At 38.3% G+C, this 16,910-nt stretch carries 16 protein-coding genes and 2 pseudogenes; 14 read left to right on the top strand and 4 right to left on the bottom strand.

Features of this window, described 5'->3' with window-relative positions:
- Nucleotides 1-5: 5 nt before the first annotated feature.
- The 11 genes and pseudogenes from QN079_RS09930 to QN079_RS16690 form a co-directional block, all read left to right on the top strand.
- Entirely contained in the window at nucleotides 6-380 is a 375-nt protein-coding gene (locus QN079_RS09930) for a hypothetical protein (RefSeq protein WP_289229647.1), read from the top strand.
- 10 nt (nucleotides 381-390) lie between these two features.
- Entirely contained in the window at nucleotides 391-5,283 is a 4,893-nt protein-coding gene (locus tag QN079_RS09925; protein WP_289229646.1) for a transglycosylase SLT domain-containing protein, read from the top strand.
- Nucleotides 5,284-5,295: 12 nt separating this feature from the next.
- Nucleotides 5,296-5,658 carry a DUF6711 family protein gene (locus tag QN079_RS09920; RefSeq protein ID WP_074934705.1) on the top strand — a complete coding sequence of 121 codons (363 nt, stop codon included), beginning with the start codon at nucleotides 5,296-5,298 and terminating at the stop codon, nucleotides 5,656-5,658.
- Nucleotides 5,659-5,662: 4 nt separating this feature from the next.
- The gene (locus tag QN079_RS09915; RefSeq protein ID WP_289229645.1) at nucleotides 5,663-7,402 is read left to right on the top strand and encodes a hypothetical protein; all 1,740 of its coding nucleotides are present in this window, start codon (nucleotides 5,663-5,665) and stop codon (nucleotides 7,400-7,402) included.
- Nucleotides 7,403-9,823, top strand: a complete 2,421-nt coding sequence (locus tag QN079_RS09910) for a metallophosphoesterase family protein (RefSeq protein ID WP_289229644.1) — start codon at nucleotides 7,403-7,405, stop codon at nucleotides 9,821-9,823.
- A 91-nt stretch (nucleotides 9,824-9,914) separates the two neighbouring features.
- Nucleotides 9,915-10,106 (top strand): hypothetical protein, encoded by a 192-nt coding sequence (locus tag QN079_RS09905; protein ID WP_289229643.1) that lies wholly within the window; start codon nucleotides 9,915-9,917, stop codon nucleotides 10,104-10,106.
- On the top strand, nucleotides 10,072-10,548 hold the full coding sequence (locus tag QN079_RS09900; RefSeq protein ID WP_289229642.1) for a hypothetical protein: 477 nt from the start codon (nucleotides 10,072-10,074) through the stop codon (nucleotides 10,546-10,548). The genes QN079_RS09905 and QN079_RS09900 overlap by 35 nt, the downstream gene beginning before the upstream one ends.
- A 479-nt stretch (nucleotides 10,549-11,027) precedes the next feature.
- A complete protein-coding gene (locus QN079_RS09895; RefSeq protein WP_016611208.1) occupies nucleotides 11,028-11,435 on the top strand; it encodes a hypothetical protein in 408 nt (135 codons plus the stop codon).
- Nucleotides 11,436-11,771 (top strand): phage holin, LLH family, encoded by a 336-nt coding sequence (locus tag QN079_RS09890; protein WP_289229641.1) that lies wholly within the window; start codon nucleotides 11,436-11,438, stop codon nucleotides 11,769-11,771. It begins immediately after the preceding gene.
- Nucleotides 11,772-11,806: 35 nt separating this feature from the next.
- Nucleotides 11,807-12,274, top strand: a pseudogene (locus QN079_RS16695) (N-acetylmuramoyl-L-alanine amidase); the annotation flags it as partial.
- A 327-nt stretch (nucleotides 12,275-12,601) separates the two neighbouring features.
- A pseudogene (locus QN079_RS16690) lies at nucleotides 12,602-12,784 on the top strand (N-acetylmuramoyl-L-alanine amidase); the annotation flags it as partial.
- 519 nt (nucleotides 12,785-13,303) lie between these two features.
- On the opposite strand, the gene QN079_RS09880 reads toward QN079_RS16690, so the two are convergent.
- The 3 genes from QN079_RS09880 to QN079_RS09870 form a co-directional block, all read right to left on the bottom strand.
- Entirely contained in the window at nucleotides 13,304-13,561 is a 258-nt protein-coding gene (locus QN079_RS09880) for a hypothetical protein (protein WP_289229639.1), read from the bottom strand.
- Nucleotides 13,562-13,749: 188 nt separating this feature from the next.
- A complete protein-coding gene (locus QN079_RS09875) occupies nucleotides 13,750-14,040 on the bottom strand; it encodes a DUF5960 family protein (protein ID WP_289229638.1) in 291 nt (96 codons plus the stop codon).
- Between the two features lie 151 nt (nucleotides 14,041-14,191).
- Nucleotides 14,192-14,809 (bottom strand): DUF4352 domain-containing protein, encoded by a 618-nt coding sequence (locus QN079_RS09870; RefSeq protein ID WP_213357303.1) that lies wholly within the window; start codon nucleotides 14,807-14,809, stop codon nucleotides 14,192-14,194.
- Between the two features lie 311 nt (nucleotides 14,810-15,120).
- On the opposite strand from QN079_RS09870, the gene QN079_RS09865 reads away from it, so the two are divergent.
- Nucleotides 15,121-15,630: a QueT transporter family protein gene (locus QN079_RS09865; protein ID WP_005229760.1), complete on the top strand. Its 510-nt coding sequence runs from the start codon at nucleotides 15,121-15,123 to the stop codon at nucleotides 15,628-15,630.
- Between the two features lie 85 nt (nucleotides 15,631-15,715).
- Here QN079_RS09865 and cbpA read toward each other — a convergent pair whose 3' ends face one another.
- On the bottom strand, nucleotides 15,716-16,354 hold the full coding sequence (cbpA, locus tag QN079_RS09860) for a cyclic di-AMP binding protein CbpA (protein WP_005229762.1): 639 nt from the start codon (nucleotides 16,352-16,354) through the stop codon (nucleotides 15,716-15,718).
- Nucleotides 16,355-16,509: 155 nt separating this feature from the next.
- On the opposite strand from cbpA, the gene rpmG reads away from it, so the two are divergent.
- Both rpmG and secE read left to right on the top strand, forming a co-directional pair.
- Complete coding sequence (gene rpmG, locus QN079_RS09855) at nucleotides 16,510-16,662, top strand: 50S ribosomal protein L33 (RefSeq protein ID WP_005229764.1); 153 nt, start codon at nucleotides 16,510-16,512, stop codon at nucleotides 16,660-16,662.
- A 12-nt stretch (nucleotides 16,663-16,674) separates the two neighbouring features.
- Nucleotides 16,675-16,845: a preprotein translocase subunit SecE gene (gene secE, locus QN079_RS09850; RefSeq protein WP_005229766.1), complete on the top strand. Its 171-nt coding sequence runs from the start codon at nucleotides 16,675-16,677 to the stop codon at nucleotides 16,843-16,845.
- Nucleotides 16,846-16,910 lie beyond the last annotated feature (65 nt).

The raw sequence follows: 16,910 nt of genomic DNA, 5'->3' as shown, positions 1-16,910 counted from the left end.
CCGAAATGCTTGAGTACATGTACCCACAAGCGGTCGAATCAGGAATCCCTGCCACTGACTACTGGGGAATGACGCTTGAGGAAATCATGATACAAGTTCAAGCAAACAAAAAGATCAAAGAGAATGAGTTAAAAGAAAAAGCATTATTCGACTATTCTCAGCAAAGGCTAGCCGTTTTTGCATTTAATGATCCGAAGAAGTTTCCAAAATTTGAAGATGCTTATCCATTTCTCAAACAAATTGAACAAGCCGTTGAAGAAGCAAAAACGGAGGAAGAAACAAAGCAGGAAACTATGCAGCGTGAGCAAGAAATGTTCTTGGCCCAAGCGCAGGCTATCAAAGCAACAAGAGAAAGAAAAAAACTCATTGAAGAAAGGTAGGTGAGAAAGCATGGAATTAGAAACACTTGAAGTCCTGTTGGATATCAATACTGCACGAGTTGAGCAATCCTTAGAGAATGTGCTGCCAAAAATCGAGGCTGCAATGAATCGTATTCAGCAAATGTCTGGCAACTCTATGGATCGTACTGAAAAGAACATGAACATCGAAAAAGGTGCAAACAACTTCTCTAAGCAATTAGATAAGATGACGCAGCTGCTTGAAAAGTCACTCAATAACTTTGAACGATCAACAAAGCAAACATCTGAAACGGTGGGAGATAACTTTTCTTCTGGAATCCGCAAGGCGCGGCCGAAAGTTACCAAAGAAATCGATGCCATGGTCAACGAAATCAATGCCAAGATGGGTCAAGCAAAAGCAGCGCAAGAAAAGGTTGCTTATCTGAAATCACAACGACAATCAGCATCTAACAAAGGCGATACTGGCCAAGTGGTTAAATACGATGAACAGATTGCTAGAGCGCAAGCTCAGATGACGAAATTCCAAGATCAAGCAAAAGGCATGGGCAATACAATCAAGCGTGAGTTAGACGCTGTGCCGTCGTCTTTAGACAACATAACCAAAGGTATGAGCCAAAACGAAGCGCAGATTGAAGCGATGCGTAAGCGACTAAGAACACTAAAAGCTGAGTACAACGATCAACGTGTGCCAACTGGAAGTTTTAGTTCTGGATTCAAGAACTATGAGGATACTCCTCAGTCTCTGAAAACGTCTGGCGAGATCCAAAAGCAATCTATCAAGATGAATAAGCTGATTAGCGACAACGATCGATTACAAAAGGAATACGCACAAACAGAAGACCGCGCAGACGCACTGAGAAAGGCGCTACAACGAGTTAATTCAGCATTAGGACAATCATCCATCCAAACGGGTAACGCCTCTAGCGGCGCTAGTATGACAGGTACAGGATTGAAACAATCTGAACGGGCTGTTTCTAAATATGGCGGTGTATTCAACCGCATGTCCAATGCAGTTTCTCATGGATTTGGGAGCGTCGGAAATGGCTTAAGGAACTCTCTTGGATTTATTGGAAAGTTCGGAAGTCTATTTTCTAGTAACTCCAATAAAGTAACGGCCGGAACAAACAGAATGACTGGAAGCACAAACGCTTTTGGCCAGTCAATGAAATACTTGCTACCTTCATTAGTTGTGTATCAATTATTAGGTGGCGCAATCACCAAAATGGCTAGCGGTATGATGTCAGCATTGAAAACGAACGATCAATTCAGCGCCTCGTTGAATCAGATTAAAGTCAATCTTATGACGGCATTCTATCCAATATACACGGCAATCTTACCAGCGTTGAATGCGTTAATGAGTACAGTGGCCCAACTCACGGGGCAGCTTGCTTCATTTATTGCAATGTTATTCGGGACAACCTATGACGCGGCAAAACAAGGCGCTAGTGGATTGTATGACAATATCCAAGCGCTGAACGATACTGGTTCTTCTGCAAATAAGGCCAATGAGAAAGTCAAAAAACTGCAACGATCGTTAATGGGATTTGATCAAATCAACAAGCTAACGATGAATACTGATGATGCAAAGAAAGAAGATCCTGCTCCTGGTATTGATTTTGGGTCTGCAACTGGTAACTATTCTACGCCCAAATGGATGAAGGATATTCAAAATATTTTGAAGGATTTCTTCAAACCTTTCCAAGATGCATGGAAAAATCAAGGACAGCGAGTGATCGATGCTTGGAAGTATGCATTAGGTGAGGTAATAGGTTTGGCTTCTGCTATCGGCAAGTCATTTATGGAAGTGTGGACGAATGGAACTGGACAGAAGTTTATCGAAAACATCCTTATTCTTTTGGCAGATGTACTGGGGATCATTGGCGATATAGCTGGTGCTTTCAGACGAGCGTGGGAAGACAACGGACGAGGAACACGCTTGATTCAATCCATTTTTGATATGTGGAACCGAATCCTTGAATTGCTTCATGAAATTGCTGTTGCTTTTCGTGATGCATGGAATGATGGCCGTGGAGAAAGTATAGCTGCCAATATCCTTGAAATCTATACCAACATATTCAACACGATCGGCAACATAGCTGAACAGTTGAAGAAAGCTTGGAAAGAGGGCAAGGTTGGGGAGTCTATTTTCGGCACTATTCTTGATGCAGTAGATGATTTGCTAGGCAATATAAACGACATGACCAAAGCGACTGAAGAATGGGCGAAGAATCTTGATTTCACACCATTACTCAAAGCTATAGATGGATTATTCAAATCGATTCGTCCAATCTTGAAAAATGTAGGTGATGGGCTTGAGTGGTTGTATAAAAACGTATTGTTGCCACTGGCAAGTTTTTACATTGAAGACTACGTGCCCAAATATTTTGATTATCTATCAGCTGCTCTAGATGTGCTGAACCAAGTAATTGAGATTTTCAAACCAATCTTTAAATGGTTCTGGGATGTCGTTATTGTTCCTCTTGCTCAGGTGGCTAAATTCCTGATTATTGGACAAATTGAACTCTTGACAAAAGGGTTAGAAATTCTTGCTGGCGTGTTAGAAAAAGTTGCTAACGCAGTTAAGAATCCTAAAAAAGCGATTGGTGAACTTAAAGATGTCATAGATGACAAGTTTGGCAGCATCATGACTTTTGTTTCTGATACTTGGGGAAATGTTCAAAAATGGACCAGTGATACTTGGGCCAACGCCAAGAAAACTGTTTCGGAAAAAGCTTCTGATATTTGGAAGAATGTTAGCGGACGATGGAGTGACATCAAGAAGAATACCAAAGAAACTTGGGACACTTTTTCTACAGATGTATCAAACAAAGCAAGAACTGCTAAGGATAATGCATCCAAACGTTTACAAGAACTTAGAACGAACATTTCTGATCGATGGAGTAACGTCAAAAAGAATACCGTTGAAAAATGGAATGAAATACAAGACAAAGTTACAACAGCAGCAGGAAATGCAAAATCAAAAGCAAGCATAGCGTTCTCTAATCTTAAGACTAGTATGGGCGGATCTTTTGAAACAATGAAGAAAAATGCTTCTGAAGCTTTCGATAAAATTACTGGTTGGGCAACCGGATTAGGTAGCAAGATTGGTAAAGGTTTGAGCAATGGTGTCAAATCTGTCAAAGAAGGCGCTGGAAAAATTTTCAACGGAATGGTCGGAGTTATCGGAAAAGGTGTCAACGGTGTAATCAGCGGTATCAACTGGGTACTAAACAAAGTTGGTGCAGGAAGTAGCGCTTTGAAAAAATGGACAATTCCTACTTATGCTAAAGGTACTGGGTATCATCCAGGCGGCATGGCTCTGGTCAACGACGGACTAGGTTCTAATTATCAGGAAGCTTACCGGACACCAGATGGACGTACGGGTATCTTTCCAGCGCAAAGAAATCTGATGGTTAACTTACCAAAAGGAACGTCTGTTTTAAGTGGTCCAAAGACTGCTGCAATGTATGGCGTACCAGCCTATGCAAATGGTATAGGTGAATGGTTTAAAGAGAAATGGAATGGTGCAAAAGAAATTGCATCGGATATTTGGTCTTATGCATCAAATCCGAAGAAGCTTTTGAATGCTGCAATTTCTAAGTTCGTTAACTTGAAAGGTGCTGTTGAACCGGCTCTATCAATGGCGAAAGGTTCCGTTGGTACGATCGCAGAAGGTTCTTATGAATGGTTTAAATCGAAGTTCAATGCAGGATATGAAGCACAAAATAGTTCGTTTGATGGATCAATGGGGAGTTGGGGTGTATACAAATACCTATATGATATCGCTAGAAAAACTGTCGATCGATATCCTGGTATGAGAATCACTTCTGGCTTTAGACCAGGTGATCCACATTCCCACGGAAAGCATCAAGCAATTGATGTCGCCTATCCAGCAAGTATGAACGGATCTTCGAAATACTTTGCTCCAGCGAACTGGGTGTTTGATAACTTTGCTTCAAAAGTAGCTTACGTAATCACTCAAGGTAAAGTTCGAGACCGAAAAGGAATGTCTGGTACTGGATCAAGCGGTAGTTGGGTTAAATGGCCAGCAAACGACCATTACGATCATTTGCATATCAACGGCTCACTCGGAGCAAGCGACATTGACAAGAATGCTTCGTTTGGTGCATCTGGAGGTGCAGCAGTTGCTGGTAAGTATGGTTCATCAGTAGAAAGATGGCGTTCGACTGTCAATAGCGCATTGAACAAACTAGGAATTTACTCACTAGCCAATGCAAATCGCACGCTTTACCAAATGAAGACTGAATCAAATGGTAACCCTAACGCTATCAACAATTGGGATATCAACGCCAAAAATGGCACACCTTCAAAAGGTTTGATGCAGGTTATTGATCCAACGTTTAGAGCGTATGCCCGAAGCCCATACAACAAAAATATTTGGGACCCAATGTCGAATATTTTGGCATCTATGAGATATGCATTAAGTCGTTATGGATCACTTGCTGCAGCTTATCGAGGTGTTGGATATGAGAATGGCGGTTTGGTAACTCAAGACGGTTTATATCGCATGGGTGAAGGCAACAAGAAAGAGATGGTCATTCCACTTGAGAGACCTCAACGTGCTGCTGAACTGATTCAACAAGCTGTTGAGTATCTTGGGCTTGATATGTTCAACTCAAGCCTTGTTTTGCCAGAAATGTTCACAGAACCAACTAGTGTTTCAAGTATTTCTTCAAGCTTCAACAATCAAAGCGCACCTTCTCAATCAATGGGAACAGATGAACTTTACCGTATTCTGTTGATGTTGCTAAATCGTCCGGGTAATGGAGGCGGTGACAATCCAACTCCGACAAGGACTGAAGTAAACCTTAAAGTTGATCGTGCTACCTTAGCAACAGTTGTACTAGAGGAAATAAAAAAAATTGAGAAACAAACTGGCGTTAATCCAGTAATTGGAAAATAGGAGGGTGGTAAGATGGCAAACTTAAGTATCAATGGGAGCGTGGTCAAGCCACCCAAGACTTTTTCAGCAAGCATCCAAACAATTGATGCTGATTCTACCGGAAGAAACGCCAGCGGGAAAATGATCAGAGATATAATCGCAGAGAAAGTAAAGCTTGATATTGCTTGGGGACCATTATCTGATAGCGAAATATCACAAATACTCTCAAAAGTATCTGCTGCTTTTTTCTCGGTTTCATATCCTGATCCGCAAGTTGGCGGAAATACAACTAAAAGATTTTACGTAGGGGATAGGACTGCCGCTTCATATTCTTGGAATGATAAGTTTCAAGCTATGAAGTGGGAAGGTCTAACCCTAAGTTTTATTGAGGAGTGATTATATGTTGAAATCAAGTATTAAATTCAATGAAGCTTTCGAGAAAAACGAACGTAAAATTTATGCACGGGTCACTATTAATGATCAGTCATTTACTGAAGCTGATATTTTCAATATAAAATTTGAATCTGGAAGTATAAACGGACCTGGTTATCAAATCGGGTCTGTTTTTTCTGATTATGTCTCGATAACTTTAGATAAGGTTATCCGTGGAATCAATGAGTTGGATCAAGTGATCGTAGAGTTGGGTATTGAACGGGAACAAAAAACAGGTTCTGAAGCAAGAAAATATGTGAATAAGACTAACAAAATGAGAATAGGCGGCTATCTGAACAAGATTTTTTATGAGAACCCAATTGAATACGTTCGGTTAGGCACTTTTTTTGTTAGTGAGCATGTAGATGTTGATGAGAACGAAAAAACAACAACTATAAATTGTATGGACTCAGTTTTGTTTCTGGAAGGCACATACAATCCAACGGTAACTTTCCCAGCCAAGCTATTTGATGTAGCTGCAGATGCTTGCTATCAAGCAGGCGTTACCATGGATGTTGAAACATTCTTACAACTGCCAGATAAAAAAATCACAACTATACCAACAGACCTAACCGTTAGGCAAGTGTTGGGTTATATTTCCCAGTATGTAGCAGGATACATCAAGTTTTCCAAATATGATGTACTTCAACTAAAGAGTGGTAGCGATACTGTGAAGATTATCAATACAGATTTGTACTATTCGAAAGGCCTAAGCAAAAATGATTTGAAATATAAAATCAGCGGATTGACAAATTCTCCAGCGGGCGATTCGGCTAGTATAACAGTTGGATCTACCACAGGTAATCAATTAGAAATCGATAATCCATTTGTTAGTCAAAAAGATTTGCAAGATATATTTTCACTGCTTAGTAAGGTCGAGTACTATCCATTCAACATTGAATGGCGTGGTATCCCTTCGATAGAAGCAGGAGACTGGATGATTGTCGAAGATATCGAAGGCAATCAATACAAGATACCTAATTTGAAATACACTCTTTCCTATAACGGAGGGTTGCGTGCGACTAGTTCAGCAGAAGCAGAAGCAGTTTCGAACGCAACAACAGCATATAAGAGTAAAGCTGATTCTGGGGTCAAAGCTGTAGCAGCTCAAGTTGCAAGTGTTAAAAATGAAATGATCAATAAAGAAAAAATTATTGAACAGATTAATTTATCCGAGGAAAAAGATCCCGATAACAATACATTACGAATAAACCCCAACAAAATAAGAATCGGTATGAATACTGAAATTGATAATAATTCTATTGAGGGAGAAAAAATTAAAGAGGTAAAAGCCGATAAACTTGTTGGTGAATATAGTGGCGATGAGTTGAAGGTTAGCTTCGATGAACAGTCTGTTGAAACTAGGATTAATGATAAAAACAAAGTTATGTTGTCAAACGGTATGATTTCTCTACACAACGCCGGAAAAATTGTTTCGAATATATCTGCAGATCAAATAAGGAACCCGGTTATATTCGATGGCGACATAGCGATACAAGCTATAAAAAACACCGATGTGGTTTCGTTTGAATATTTGGTAAATGGAGATAGCGGCTTAGGGATATTGCTTTCCAATGAGTTCATAGCAGACAGCTCGATTATAGATTTAGATGGAACTGTTTCAGAAACCAAATTAATATATTTACTTTTTTCAGCTATTAAAAATTTAGAAATAAGAATATCAGAACTTGAAGGAGCGGATGCATAAATGGTTTATCAAAGACAATATTGGAAAGAATATGATGAAAGTAAGACAGAAACTCAAAATATTGAAAACGGATCTGTAGTTACGGCCGAAAGATTAAACATATTAGAGAGTGGAGTAGTTAACAACTATAATGAATTAGATACAAATAAAGCAGACAAAACGAGCTTAAGTACCACAAACCAGAAAGTAGACAGTCTTGCCGCTGGAAAGGTCGATAAAAACGGAGCTGGTCAAGTTACGTGGGGGATGATCGCTCAAGACGCTAGAGAGAACATCACTAATCAACCTGCTGTAGTAGGAAAAAATTCTGTTTCTACAGATAACATAGTAGATTCATCGGTAAATACAAACAAAGTAACTCCGCTTGTACAAAGTGGCTATTTTATTCCGAATGATTGGCGAGCAAAAGTTAATTTTGACACGACTAGCGGTGTTTTGACCACGCCTTCTGGACAATTTTTCTTTGCCAATAAACCGTATGTCACTGCTTCCGGAACGCAAGATAAGTCTAATTTGTTAACTAATCAGACCTACTTGTTTTTGATTTTTGTTAGATCGAGTTCTACTTTCGACTTGTTGTCTCGTGCTGATTATATCGCCTTAACTGACCAAAACGTTGTTTTGTGTGGCTTTTTCAGAATAGATACATTAGCAGGAAACGTAAGGATTCCCTTTACGTTGAATGGTCAGAAGATCAGGAATGAAAGAATAACAGACGGAGAAGTTACAAACAGCAATTTAACCGGGATTTCAAAACCTGGTTTTTACTTGCCATCGGTTTTAAATCGAACGCTAAATCTAGATACAACTTTAAAAACGCTGACAGTTGGTGCAGGGGATGTTTTTCAAGGGTTAACACGTTATAACATTGCCAATCATTCTACTGACGTTGCGGAAGCTTTTGAAACAGGAATGAGCAATAAATTGACATTATTGTTGGATATTGCTACAAGAAAATTTACAGTTAAATCCATCACTATGTACAACGCAATGGATGAAAATTATGTCAACTTTGGTGTATTCGATTTGGCAACAGGTCTGGGTAATTTGACAGTCCCTTTAGTTGTAGATGGTGTCGCTGTAAAAAATGGGGATTTATATCAAAATCGCATGTTATCAACAACTGTTGACCCTGTGAATATTGATTTTATTAGTAAGAAAATTATAATTCCTCGATTCACTAGAGTTATCGATGGATCAACTAATGTACAACCTTCGTTGTTTAGTCTAAATATGTTGAGTGGCGAACAAGTGGTATATTTTAGGCATTCCACTAGAGCTATTTCTGTCGTACCGTTGGGAGACCCAGCACTTACAGGAGACATTACTTTTTTGTTGTATCTAAATGCTGATACAGGATCTGTACAAACGCCTTACGAGTATACGATAAATGGATTTTTATCGAGCTCGGTTGATGGTGTGCCCAACTATGCTATCGCGCGTGTCGATGATATAGTGGACGAAATTTCGGAGACCAAAAACAAAAAAATGCTTACTTTTGGGTTGATATCAGACACTCATGGAGATTCGCGGCATTTAAATAGTTTGGTTTATTCAAGTAAATTTGGCGTTTGCGACTTTTATGTGCATGCGGGTGATATAAATTTAACAGAATCTGATAAAAAAAAGGTGCGCAATTACTATAATCAATGTCAACTTGCATTAGAGAAAATAAAAGCGCCGGTTTATGTTGCTCAGGGCAATCACGATCAGGCAGGTACAGGTGGTAATGATGTCGGAACATTACCTAAAAGCGAGTTTGCTAATAGGTTTATTCTAAGTCAAAAACAAAATACAAATGTAGTTTTCCCGGATGACGAAACACTAGGGTATTATTACGTGGATGATGATAAACATAAGGTAAGACTTGTTGTCGTCAACAGTTGTAGTGAGGCGAGTGGTAATTCAAAACGATGGGGAATCGACATGCAACAATTAAAATGGATAGCCGAAAACGCACTTGATTTAACCCAAAAGCAAAATAATGAACAAGAATGGCAAGTGTTGGTTATCTCACACCACAACTTATCCGCTGCTCTATCTGTTGATGCGACTTTCGCTAAAAATGGTGATGTATTATTAGGTATTTTAAAAGCTTTTAAAGAAGGATCAAGTTACACAAATGAAACGTTGGGTATAGATGTAGACTATGCGAAAACGCATATCTTGATTGCGACACTTTGTGGCCATGTGCATGCGGACAATTTGTATCTAGATGAAGAACTCGGTTTTTATCAAATATCAACAACTTGTAGCCAAACATTAAATCAAAAGACATCTGCTACAACTGGCGAGATTTTAGAACGAACATTAGGGACAATCACAGAAGACGCGTGGGATATTTTTTGTATCGATTTAGAAAATCGACATGCAGAAATTAAACGTTTTGGCGCGGGAGATAATAGACAGTTTGATTATTAGGAAAATATCAAATATGGCGGACAATCATTCTTGGTTGTCTGCTTTTTGGCTAATTGTGTTGTGGATTATGTTTTAGGAAAGTAGGTGATGAATGATGAAAGTTGAAAACTTATCAACTGAAGCGTTTAGAGAAGATAATATTGAGAAGAAAAAGATAATAAAGAAATTTATTGAATCCTTTAAAAATGATATCATTGTTGTAAAAACCAAAGGAGATAATGATGGAAATTTTAGGGATGAAAGAACAAATGATAAAAACATTAGACACTCCATTAGGAAATAGAATTTCTATAAGCGCAGATTTTGAGATGCCAGAAAAATTAAACATGGAAATACTAATGGCCATAAAACTTGTAGAGTTAGAAATGGAGTCGCAAGGAATCAATATTGAAAAACTAAAGGGTACGAACTTAATCATCCTTGCTTCAGGAGAAGTTAAGTTGAAAATGAGTAGTATAGGTAATTACATTCGTTTTTCTGTCATAGATTACTCTAAACTAGCAAATGTCAGAAATGAGAGCGCTAGAATTGCTGTAATAATTGAAGAGTTAGTCCATAATTTTTGGAATTATAGCGATGAAGAAAAAATTAAACTGATTGATATTAAAATTCTAAAAAGGTTTGATCAGAAAGTTGAGCTTGAAGATATATTTGACATGAGTACTATAGAGGATTCTGAAAAAATTAATTATCTAGTACTTACACCCGAAAATTTTGATAAGTAGTAAATTAAGCGCGCTCAGTCGAGTGTGCTTTTTATTTTATGAAAGTAGGTGGCATATGTGGGAATTAATTAGATATACACTCGGATATATTAATAAACGAAGTACATCTTTCGCTTTCTCTCTAGGTTCAATCGCCTATGGCTTCTACCACTTTTTCAATTCAAACATACTTTCATATTCAAACGCATATGCGGCTATTAATAATATCTTCGGATTTATTGGTGGTCGTTATTTTGGTTTGATGTTTATAATCATCGGCGCTTTGAAAGTGTTTGGGTTGATAATTGATAATGTGTATCTCAAACTCCCTCTGTACTTTGTATTGCTGTTTCTGTGGCTCCTCTTAGGCTCTTGTTTCTTGGTAACTTTCATAGATGGCAGTACAAATCCATCGTGGATTTATTGCTTCACAATAGCGCTAATGAGCACAAATATCCTGAAGGCACATCAACAGGAAATAATTATAAAGGATGAAGCAGATGGATAGATTTTGGACCAGCGGATTTCCGCAAATCATGACGATTATCGGCGTTTTTCTTTCGGCGGTATACGGTCCGAAATTAGTGGCTAAAGTGCAGGGGAAGAACAAAGTTGAAGAAGTGAAAACAGAAGGGGATAACAACGCAGAAGCTTTGTATATCCAAAACATGGGAAACATTATTGAAGGCTATCGATTGCAAGTGAAGGAATTTAAAGACGAGCTAGCAGCAGTTAGATCAGAATTCCGAGAGTTTAAGGAAGAACACGAGAAGCAAGTGACGGCATACAAGGAACAAATTGGGTTTCTTGAGTTGCAAGTTGAAGAACGTGATGAACGCATTCAAGAACTCGAAGGAGAAAACGAAACATTGAAAAATGAGAACACTATTTTGAAAGGCGGAATTTAGATGGAAGCACTACAAGATGCATTGTTAAACTTATTGATTGTTGTGGTTGGTTTAGTTGCGGCCTTTATCGGTCAAAAGGGATCAGAATACTTGAAGAAGAAAGGTGTCTTAGCTCAGTTGGAAAGCAAGAAAAACTATGTAGCGATCGTTGTATCAGCAGTTCAGCAAGTTTACGCAGAAGCAAACGGAGATGCTAAGTTACAAGAAGCCAAAGCTCAGTTAGTGGACTTGCTTAACAAGAACGGCATCAAGTTCACCGAAGACGAGCTGAATCTATTAATCGAATCAGCAGTAAAAGGGATGAAAGATGGCGTTGACCAAGGAGTGGCTGAATAAGCCGCTCTTTTTCTATACCTAAAGGAGGAATATTTATGACAATCCAATCAGTACACGCAGGACATGGCGGAAAGAAAAACGGAAATGCATGGACAGATCCAGGAGCGGTAGGCTGCGGTTATAAAGAAGCGGATGTAGCACGTACAATCACCGATTTAATGGTCAAGAAAACTGGCGCAAAAAACGTTACCGATAATACAAGCTCGACATCGAATGGAATTATCAACAATGTAGCGGCGAACATCAATAAATGTGCTGACGGCTGGCAAATTTCTAATCACTTGAATGCCTTCAACGGAAAAGCTACGGGCGTGGAAGTCTTATATGGTTCAGCAACTAATAAAGCAACAGCTGCCAAGGTATCTGCCGCAATTGCCAAAACATTAGGTTTAGTTGATCGTGGCGCCAAAAACGGCTCTTGGCTAGGTATCGCTCGTAACTCGGGATCAGGTAAAAAAGTCCTGTTGATCGAATGGGGATTTATCGACAACGCATCCGATATGAAAGCTTTATTCGCTAAAATGGATGCAGCAGTTAATGCGGCGCTGGCTGTGTTCGGATATTCTGCAAATTCATCTAGCAACAACAATACATCCACAAGCAAGCCAGCTGCTTCAACAAGTTTTAAAGTAGGAGACAAGGTGAAAATCACTGATGCGCTATATAAGGATAGTACAGGCGCTGGTCGGTCGACTGCTAGTCGTGGTAAAACTGGCACAATCAAGCGAGTTGTGAGTGGCAACAAACCATATTTGATTGACAGCCTAGGTTGGGCCCACAAGAACGATATCCAACTGGTTACTAGCTCAACTACAACCGCTACTAAAAAAGTAGGCGATACCGTGACAGTGCAAAGTCATGCCACTCAATACCAGACCGGGCAAAATATCCCGTCTTGGGTTAAAGGTAAGAAATATAAAATCAAACAGATTAAATCAGTTAACCAATCTAAATCTAAAAAAGCATACTTGCTGGACGGAATCAATTCTTGGTTCTTGGAGCAAGATGTCAAGTAACACAAATACCCCTTACTCATTTGAGTAGGGGGCTTTCTTTTCTAATATTCGTTTTACTTGCAGTAAATAAGTTTATACTATACATTAGTAATTGCGTGCAATACTTTATGAAGAGTAGTTAGGCGGTGGTAGCTTGGGGAAGTGCGCCTAATACTCTTCTTGTTTATTTTATCATTATTTTTATTTAATAGATATTATTGTTCAGAATATCGTCTAAAATATTTCTATGTTTTTCAGCATATTATAATATTCACTTCATGACAAAAATAAATAAATCTGTCTCTCAAAATTATATAATATTTTTATTTGAATTAAACTAAGATAAATTGTAAAATAGTGATAGCCTTTAAAAAGGCTATCTTTTTTATCATTTCTGTGCCCACTCTACCCGAGGGTGGGTTATTTTTTTTGAAAAAAATAGCACAGCATATTCTCATATGCCGTGCAAGTGGAACCATGTTCCGTCATCATAATAATCATCATATAGTAATTTACTTAATAGGCAAAGTAATACGCTTATCGAACATTCATTGCTTCAAATTCAATCATGATCTTCGTTTTGCCAAGAACACTATACTTCTTCACAACAAACTGTTTGCGATCGTTATACTCGCCAGCAACCACAATTTGCATTCCTTCATCTACATCTGCCAAGAAGTTCAAACTATGCGCTGCAATCAGGCAATTCTCATTATCCAAAGAGAACCGCACCAAAGGGGTCTTGCTCATCTTCAACACACGTATCTTCGAAACATAGCCTTTCATCGATTTCATAACAATCGCCTCCATAAGCTTGTACATAATAGCGACAATCCGTTTTACCTAAAGTGACAGCAACATAAAACTCGACACATTTTGCGCCGTATAAAGCTTCCTGTGACTCAGAAATACTGTACGGAAAATCATTTATAAACTCAGAGAAAGATAGGTAGCCCTGCTCATATTGACTGATTATGTTCATATCAGTTACCGCCAGGTTTATATTTAATGTTAGGATCATACTTCCTAAGTATCTTGTCTTGTGTCCTAACGTGATCAAATAGATAGTTTTCTCCGTCTTTCTTAAATACATAAGCCAATTCTTCTGGGTAACCACTATAGCTTGATGGCACGGTAAAGTAGGGTTTGCCGAAGTTCTCCATCGTCCGAACAAATTGATCGTACAATAAGTGCGCTGGACCCATTCTTTCTATAAACTCATAGTAGTAGCGTTCAAAAGCATATGTCCGTTGATTAGCTAATGGTATTTGCATATCAATCACTCCTTGCAAGAATTATACGAACGAACGTTCGTTTTGTAAAGCGAACAGAAAATAAAAAAAGCTCCCTACCAAATCAGGTAGGAGCAATTTTGTGAGTTTGTTTAATTCAAACAACCGTATTTTAAGTTCTGCCATTCATCAATTATTTAGTCAAATCGAATGTGACATCAAAATCTTTATAATTATCCTCGTCGTAATTTTCGGTGTCGTAGCTAGCCGACCATTTCAATCGAATATTAGACACGTTGCTAACATCTTCTATTTTAGGCACTGAAAATGTCACAATTCCTTCTTTTGTTACACCGCTTAAGATTTCTCCACCAATACTATCACTTAAAAACATCTCAGCTTCGATTTGCTGACCCTCCACGACCATTGTTGCTTGGTCTGGATAAGTATCGAAATCCATGTCCGAATTGTTGGTAATTTCGAAATATACTTGAACAGCGTATTTATTTTCTAGACCTTGCATTTCAATCTCATCATCGGATAGTTCTACAATCACTACTTTATTGATGTTCGTGGTCAGGCCATTCCAATCTTCTGAAAAATTCGCTGAATATTCGGCACGGTCCACAGTAGCGCTATTGCTTTCTACGGTGCTGCTTTCTGTCGTATTTTCAGCAGAAGATTCAACAATTGATTCGGTTTGAGCAGTGGCAGAACCTTGAGTAACTGTTTTCTCATCTTCGGGACTTGAGCAAGCCGATAAGAATAATAAATTGATACCAATAAAAACACCCAAATAAACTTTTTTCATGTTCGTTATAAACTCCTCTTCTTTTTTCTTAATTGTATCAGAAAAGGGCGATACTTTGTAAACAAAAATGATAGTGCTTAACTAAGTAATAAAAGTAAAAAGATTAAATAACACAGCTTTCGAGGGTTTCATCCACAAAACATCCACACAGTTTATCCAAATTAATATAATAAACGGAAAACAAAAAGAGAACAATGTGCATAGAAAGGTTGATAAAACAATATTCTTGTGTATAATAAGTACTTGTGCGAAGCGCACCGCGGTTCATCAACCATCCCGCGTAATCAAAACTCGGAGAAAGTAGGGATCAAATGGAAAAATCAACAAATCTAACCAATCAACGTTTGCGTGTCGTCGCAGCCAATGGGATCATTATGGCACTTTATGTTGCTGTAACGGTTCTGGTCGCACCAGTCGCCTCAGGAGCGATTCAATTCAGAATATCTGAAGGGTTGAATCACTTAGTCGTTTTCAACAGAAAATTGATGTGGGGTGTCGTCGGTGGGGTCGTTGTGTATAACTTGTTCTTTGGAATGGGGATCTTGGATGTCGTATTCGGCGGTTTCGGAAGCTTTTTAGCCTTAGGAGCAACTGCCTTGGTACATAAGAAGATTCCAAATGTTTTCTTAAGACTCGCATTTAATACAATTGTTTTTTCATTAAGCATGTTCCTGATTGCGATTATGCTAAACATCACCTTAGCATTACCTTTCTGGCCAACCTTTGCAACAACGGCATTGAGTGAATTTATCGTGATGACGATCACTGCACCTGTGATGTATATCATCAATCGTGCCGTTCGTTTCGATAAACGCGTTTAAAAAAAAATCTTGTTTTTTGCTTTGATGGTTCTCAAAAAACAAGAAAAAAGATCATTCCTTTCTTTCTTAGGAATGATCTTTTGTTTTATTCTGCTTTTAGGTCTTCGATCTCCACAACTTTGAAATTTTTTGCTTCCAGTTGAGAAACGATCTTGTCGCATAATTCTTTTGATGTGTTCGCTGGTAAAGTGATCATCGTACGACGGATAAATTCATCTTTACCGATATCCAGTGTGATACAGCTGGCAATACTGCTGTATTTTGCGATTATTTTTGCGATGACTGCTAAGTCGCCTTGTTGACCAGTTGATGCGATCGTCAACACGTAGCTTCCTTGCTCAACACTCCATGACTGTGACAACATGTTCAACAAAGAACTGTGTGTCAAGATGCCATAAAATTGATTGTTTTCATCTAATACAGCAATATAAGGCAATTCTTTGATCGTGAAGAAAACGTTAAAGAAAGAAGAATTGACATAAATAAATTTGGTTGCATTTTTTAGTAGATAAGTGACTGGCAAAGTCATGTCGCCGCCGTTTGCTTTGTGGCGATAAATGTGCATTTTATAAATATTTCCTCTGAAAATCTTGCCTGATTCATCTAGGATAGGCACACAACGATAACCAGATTCTTCCAAAATTGCCAGCGCTTCTTCTAAAGTAGCTGTTTCTTTTACCGTTGTTAAATCGCGTTTTTTGTAAACCATTGTTTTTAATAACATAATTTTCCCTCCCAAATACCCATTTAACACCATTATCATACCACAAAATTAGAAGAAACTATATTTTTACAACAGAAAATCAAAAATTGACACATTCTTAAATAAATGGTATTTTTAGTGTTGGAAAACTTTATAAAAAGGGGGAGGACACTAAGATGGCAACAAAAAAAGCTGCTTTGGCTTGTTCTGTCTGCGGATCCCGCAACTATTCAAAATCAGTCAGTGAAGGTAAAAAAGGCGAACGCCTTGAAATCAACAAATTTTGCAAGTATTGTAATCAATATACGTTGCATCGTGAAACGAAGTAAGGAGGGAATCAAATGAAATTTTTGAAAAATGTTGTTGAAGAAATGAAAAACGTTTCTTGGCCATCAAAAAAGCAATTACGGAAAGATACCTTTGTGGTGATTCAAACAACCATTATTTTTGCATTGATGTTCTTTGTGATGGATACACTGATTCAAACAGTCTTCAATTGGATCCTAAAGTAAGACTTCTTACTGATAGCGCTAGTCATTTATCGCAAATCATGCTATAATCGCTTTGAGGAAAAACT

Origin of the sequence: Enterococcus sp. FZMF, from assembly GCF_030263915.1 — a bacterium.
In the GTDB taxonomy this organism is placed as follows: Bacteria; Bacillota; Bacilli; order Lactobacillales; family Enterococcaceae; genus Enterococcus_D; species Enterococcus_D casseliflavus.
The sequence above is the reverse complement of the archived record's forward strand: the minus strand, read 5'-3'. Positions and strand labels throughout refer to the sequence as shown.

Bases quoted from the DNA above. Each gene is read 5' to 3' on its own strand.
- QN079_RS09930 (WP_289229647.1), top strand. From the start codon at position 6: ATGCTTGAGTACATGTACCCACAAGCGGTCGAATCAGGAATCCCTGCC.
- QN079_RS09925 (WP_289229646.1), top strand. From the start codon at position 391: ATGGAATTAGAAACACTTGAAGTCCTGTTGGATATCAATACTGCACGA.
- QN079_RS09920 (WP_074934705.1), top strand. From the start codon at position 5,296: ATGGCAAACTTAAGTATCAATGGGAGCGTGGTCAAGCCACCCAAGACT.
- QN079_RS09915 (WP_289229645.1), top strand. From the start codon at position 5,663: ATGTTGAAATCAAGTATTAAATTCAATGAAGCTTTCGAGAAAAACGAA.
- QN079_RS09910 (WP_289229644.1), top strand. From the start codon at position 7,403: ATGGTTTATCAAAGACAATATTGGAAAGAATATGATGAAAGTAAGACA.
- QN079_RS09905 (WP_289229643.1), top strand. From the start codon at position 9,915: ATGATGAAAGTTGAAAACTTATCAACTGAAGCGTTTAGAGAAGATAAT.
- QN079_RS09900 (WP_289229642.1), top strand. From the start codon at position 10,072: ATGATAAAAACATTAGACACTCCATTAGGAAATAGAATTTCTATAAGC.
- QN079_RS09895 (WP_016611208.1), top strand. From the start codon at position 11,028: ATGGATAGATTTTGGACCAGCGGATTTCCGCAAATCATGACGATTATC.
- QN079_RS09890 (WP_289229641.1), top strand. From the start codon at position 11,436: ATGGAAGCACTACAAGATGCATTGTTAAACTTATTGATTGTTGTGGTT.
- QN079_RS09880 (WP_289229639.1), bottom strand. From the start codon at position 13,561: ATGAAATCGATGAAAGGCTATGTTTCGAAGATACGTGTGTTGAAGATG.
- QN079_RS09875 (WP_289229638.1), bottom strand. From the start codon at position 14,040: ATGCAAATACCATTAGCTAATCAACGGACATATGCTTTTGAACGCTAC.
- QN079_RS09870 (WP_213357303.1), bottom strand. From the start codon at position 14,809: ATGAAAAAAGTTTATTTGGGTGTTTTTATTGGTATCAATTTATTATTC.
- QN079_RS09865 (WP_005229760.1), top strand. From the start codon at position 15,121: ATGGAAAAATCAACAAATCTAACCAATCAACGTTTGCGTGTCGTCGCA.
- cbpA (WP_005229762.1), bottom strand. From the start codon at position 16,354: ATGTTATTAAAAACAATGGTTTACAAAAAACGCGATTTAACAACGGTA.
- rpmG (WP_005229764.1), top strand. From the start codon at position 16,510: ATGGCAACAAAAAAAGCTGCTTTGGCTTGTTCTGTCTGCGGATCCCGC.
- secE (WP_005229766.1), top strand. From the start codon at position 16,675: ATGAAATTTTTGAAAAATGTTGTTGAAGAAATGAAAAACGTTTCTTGG.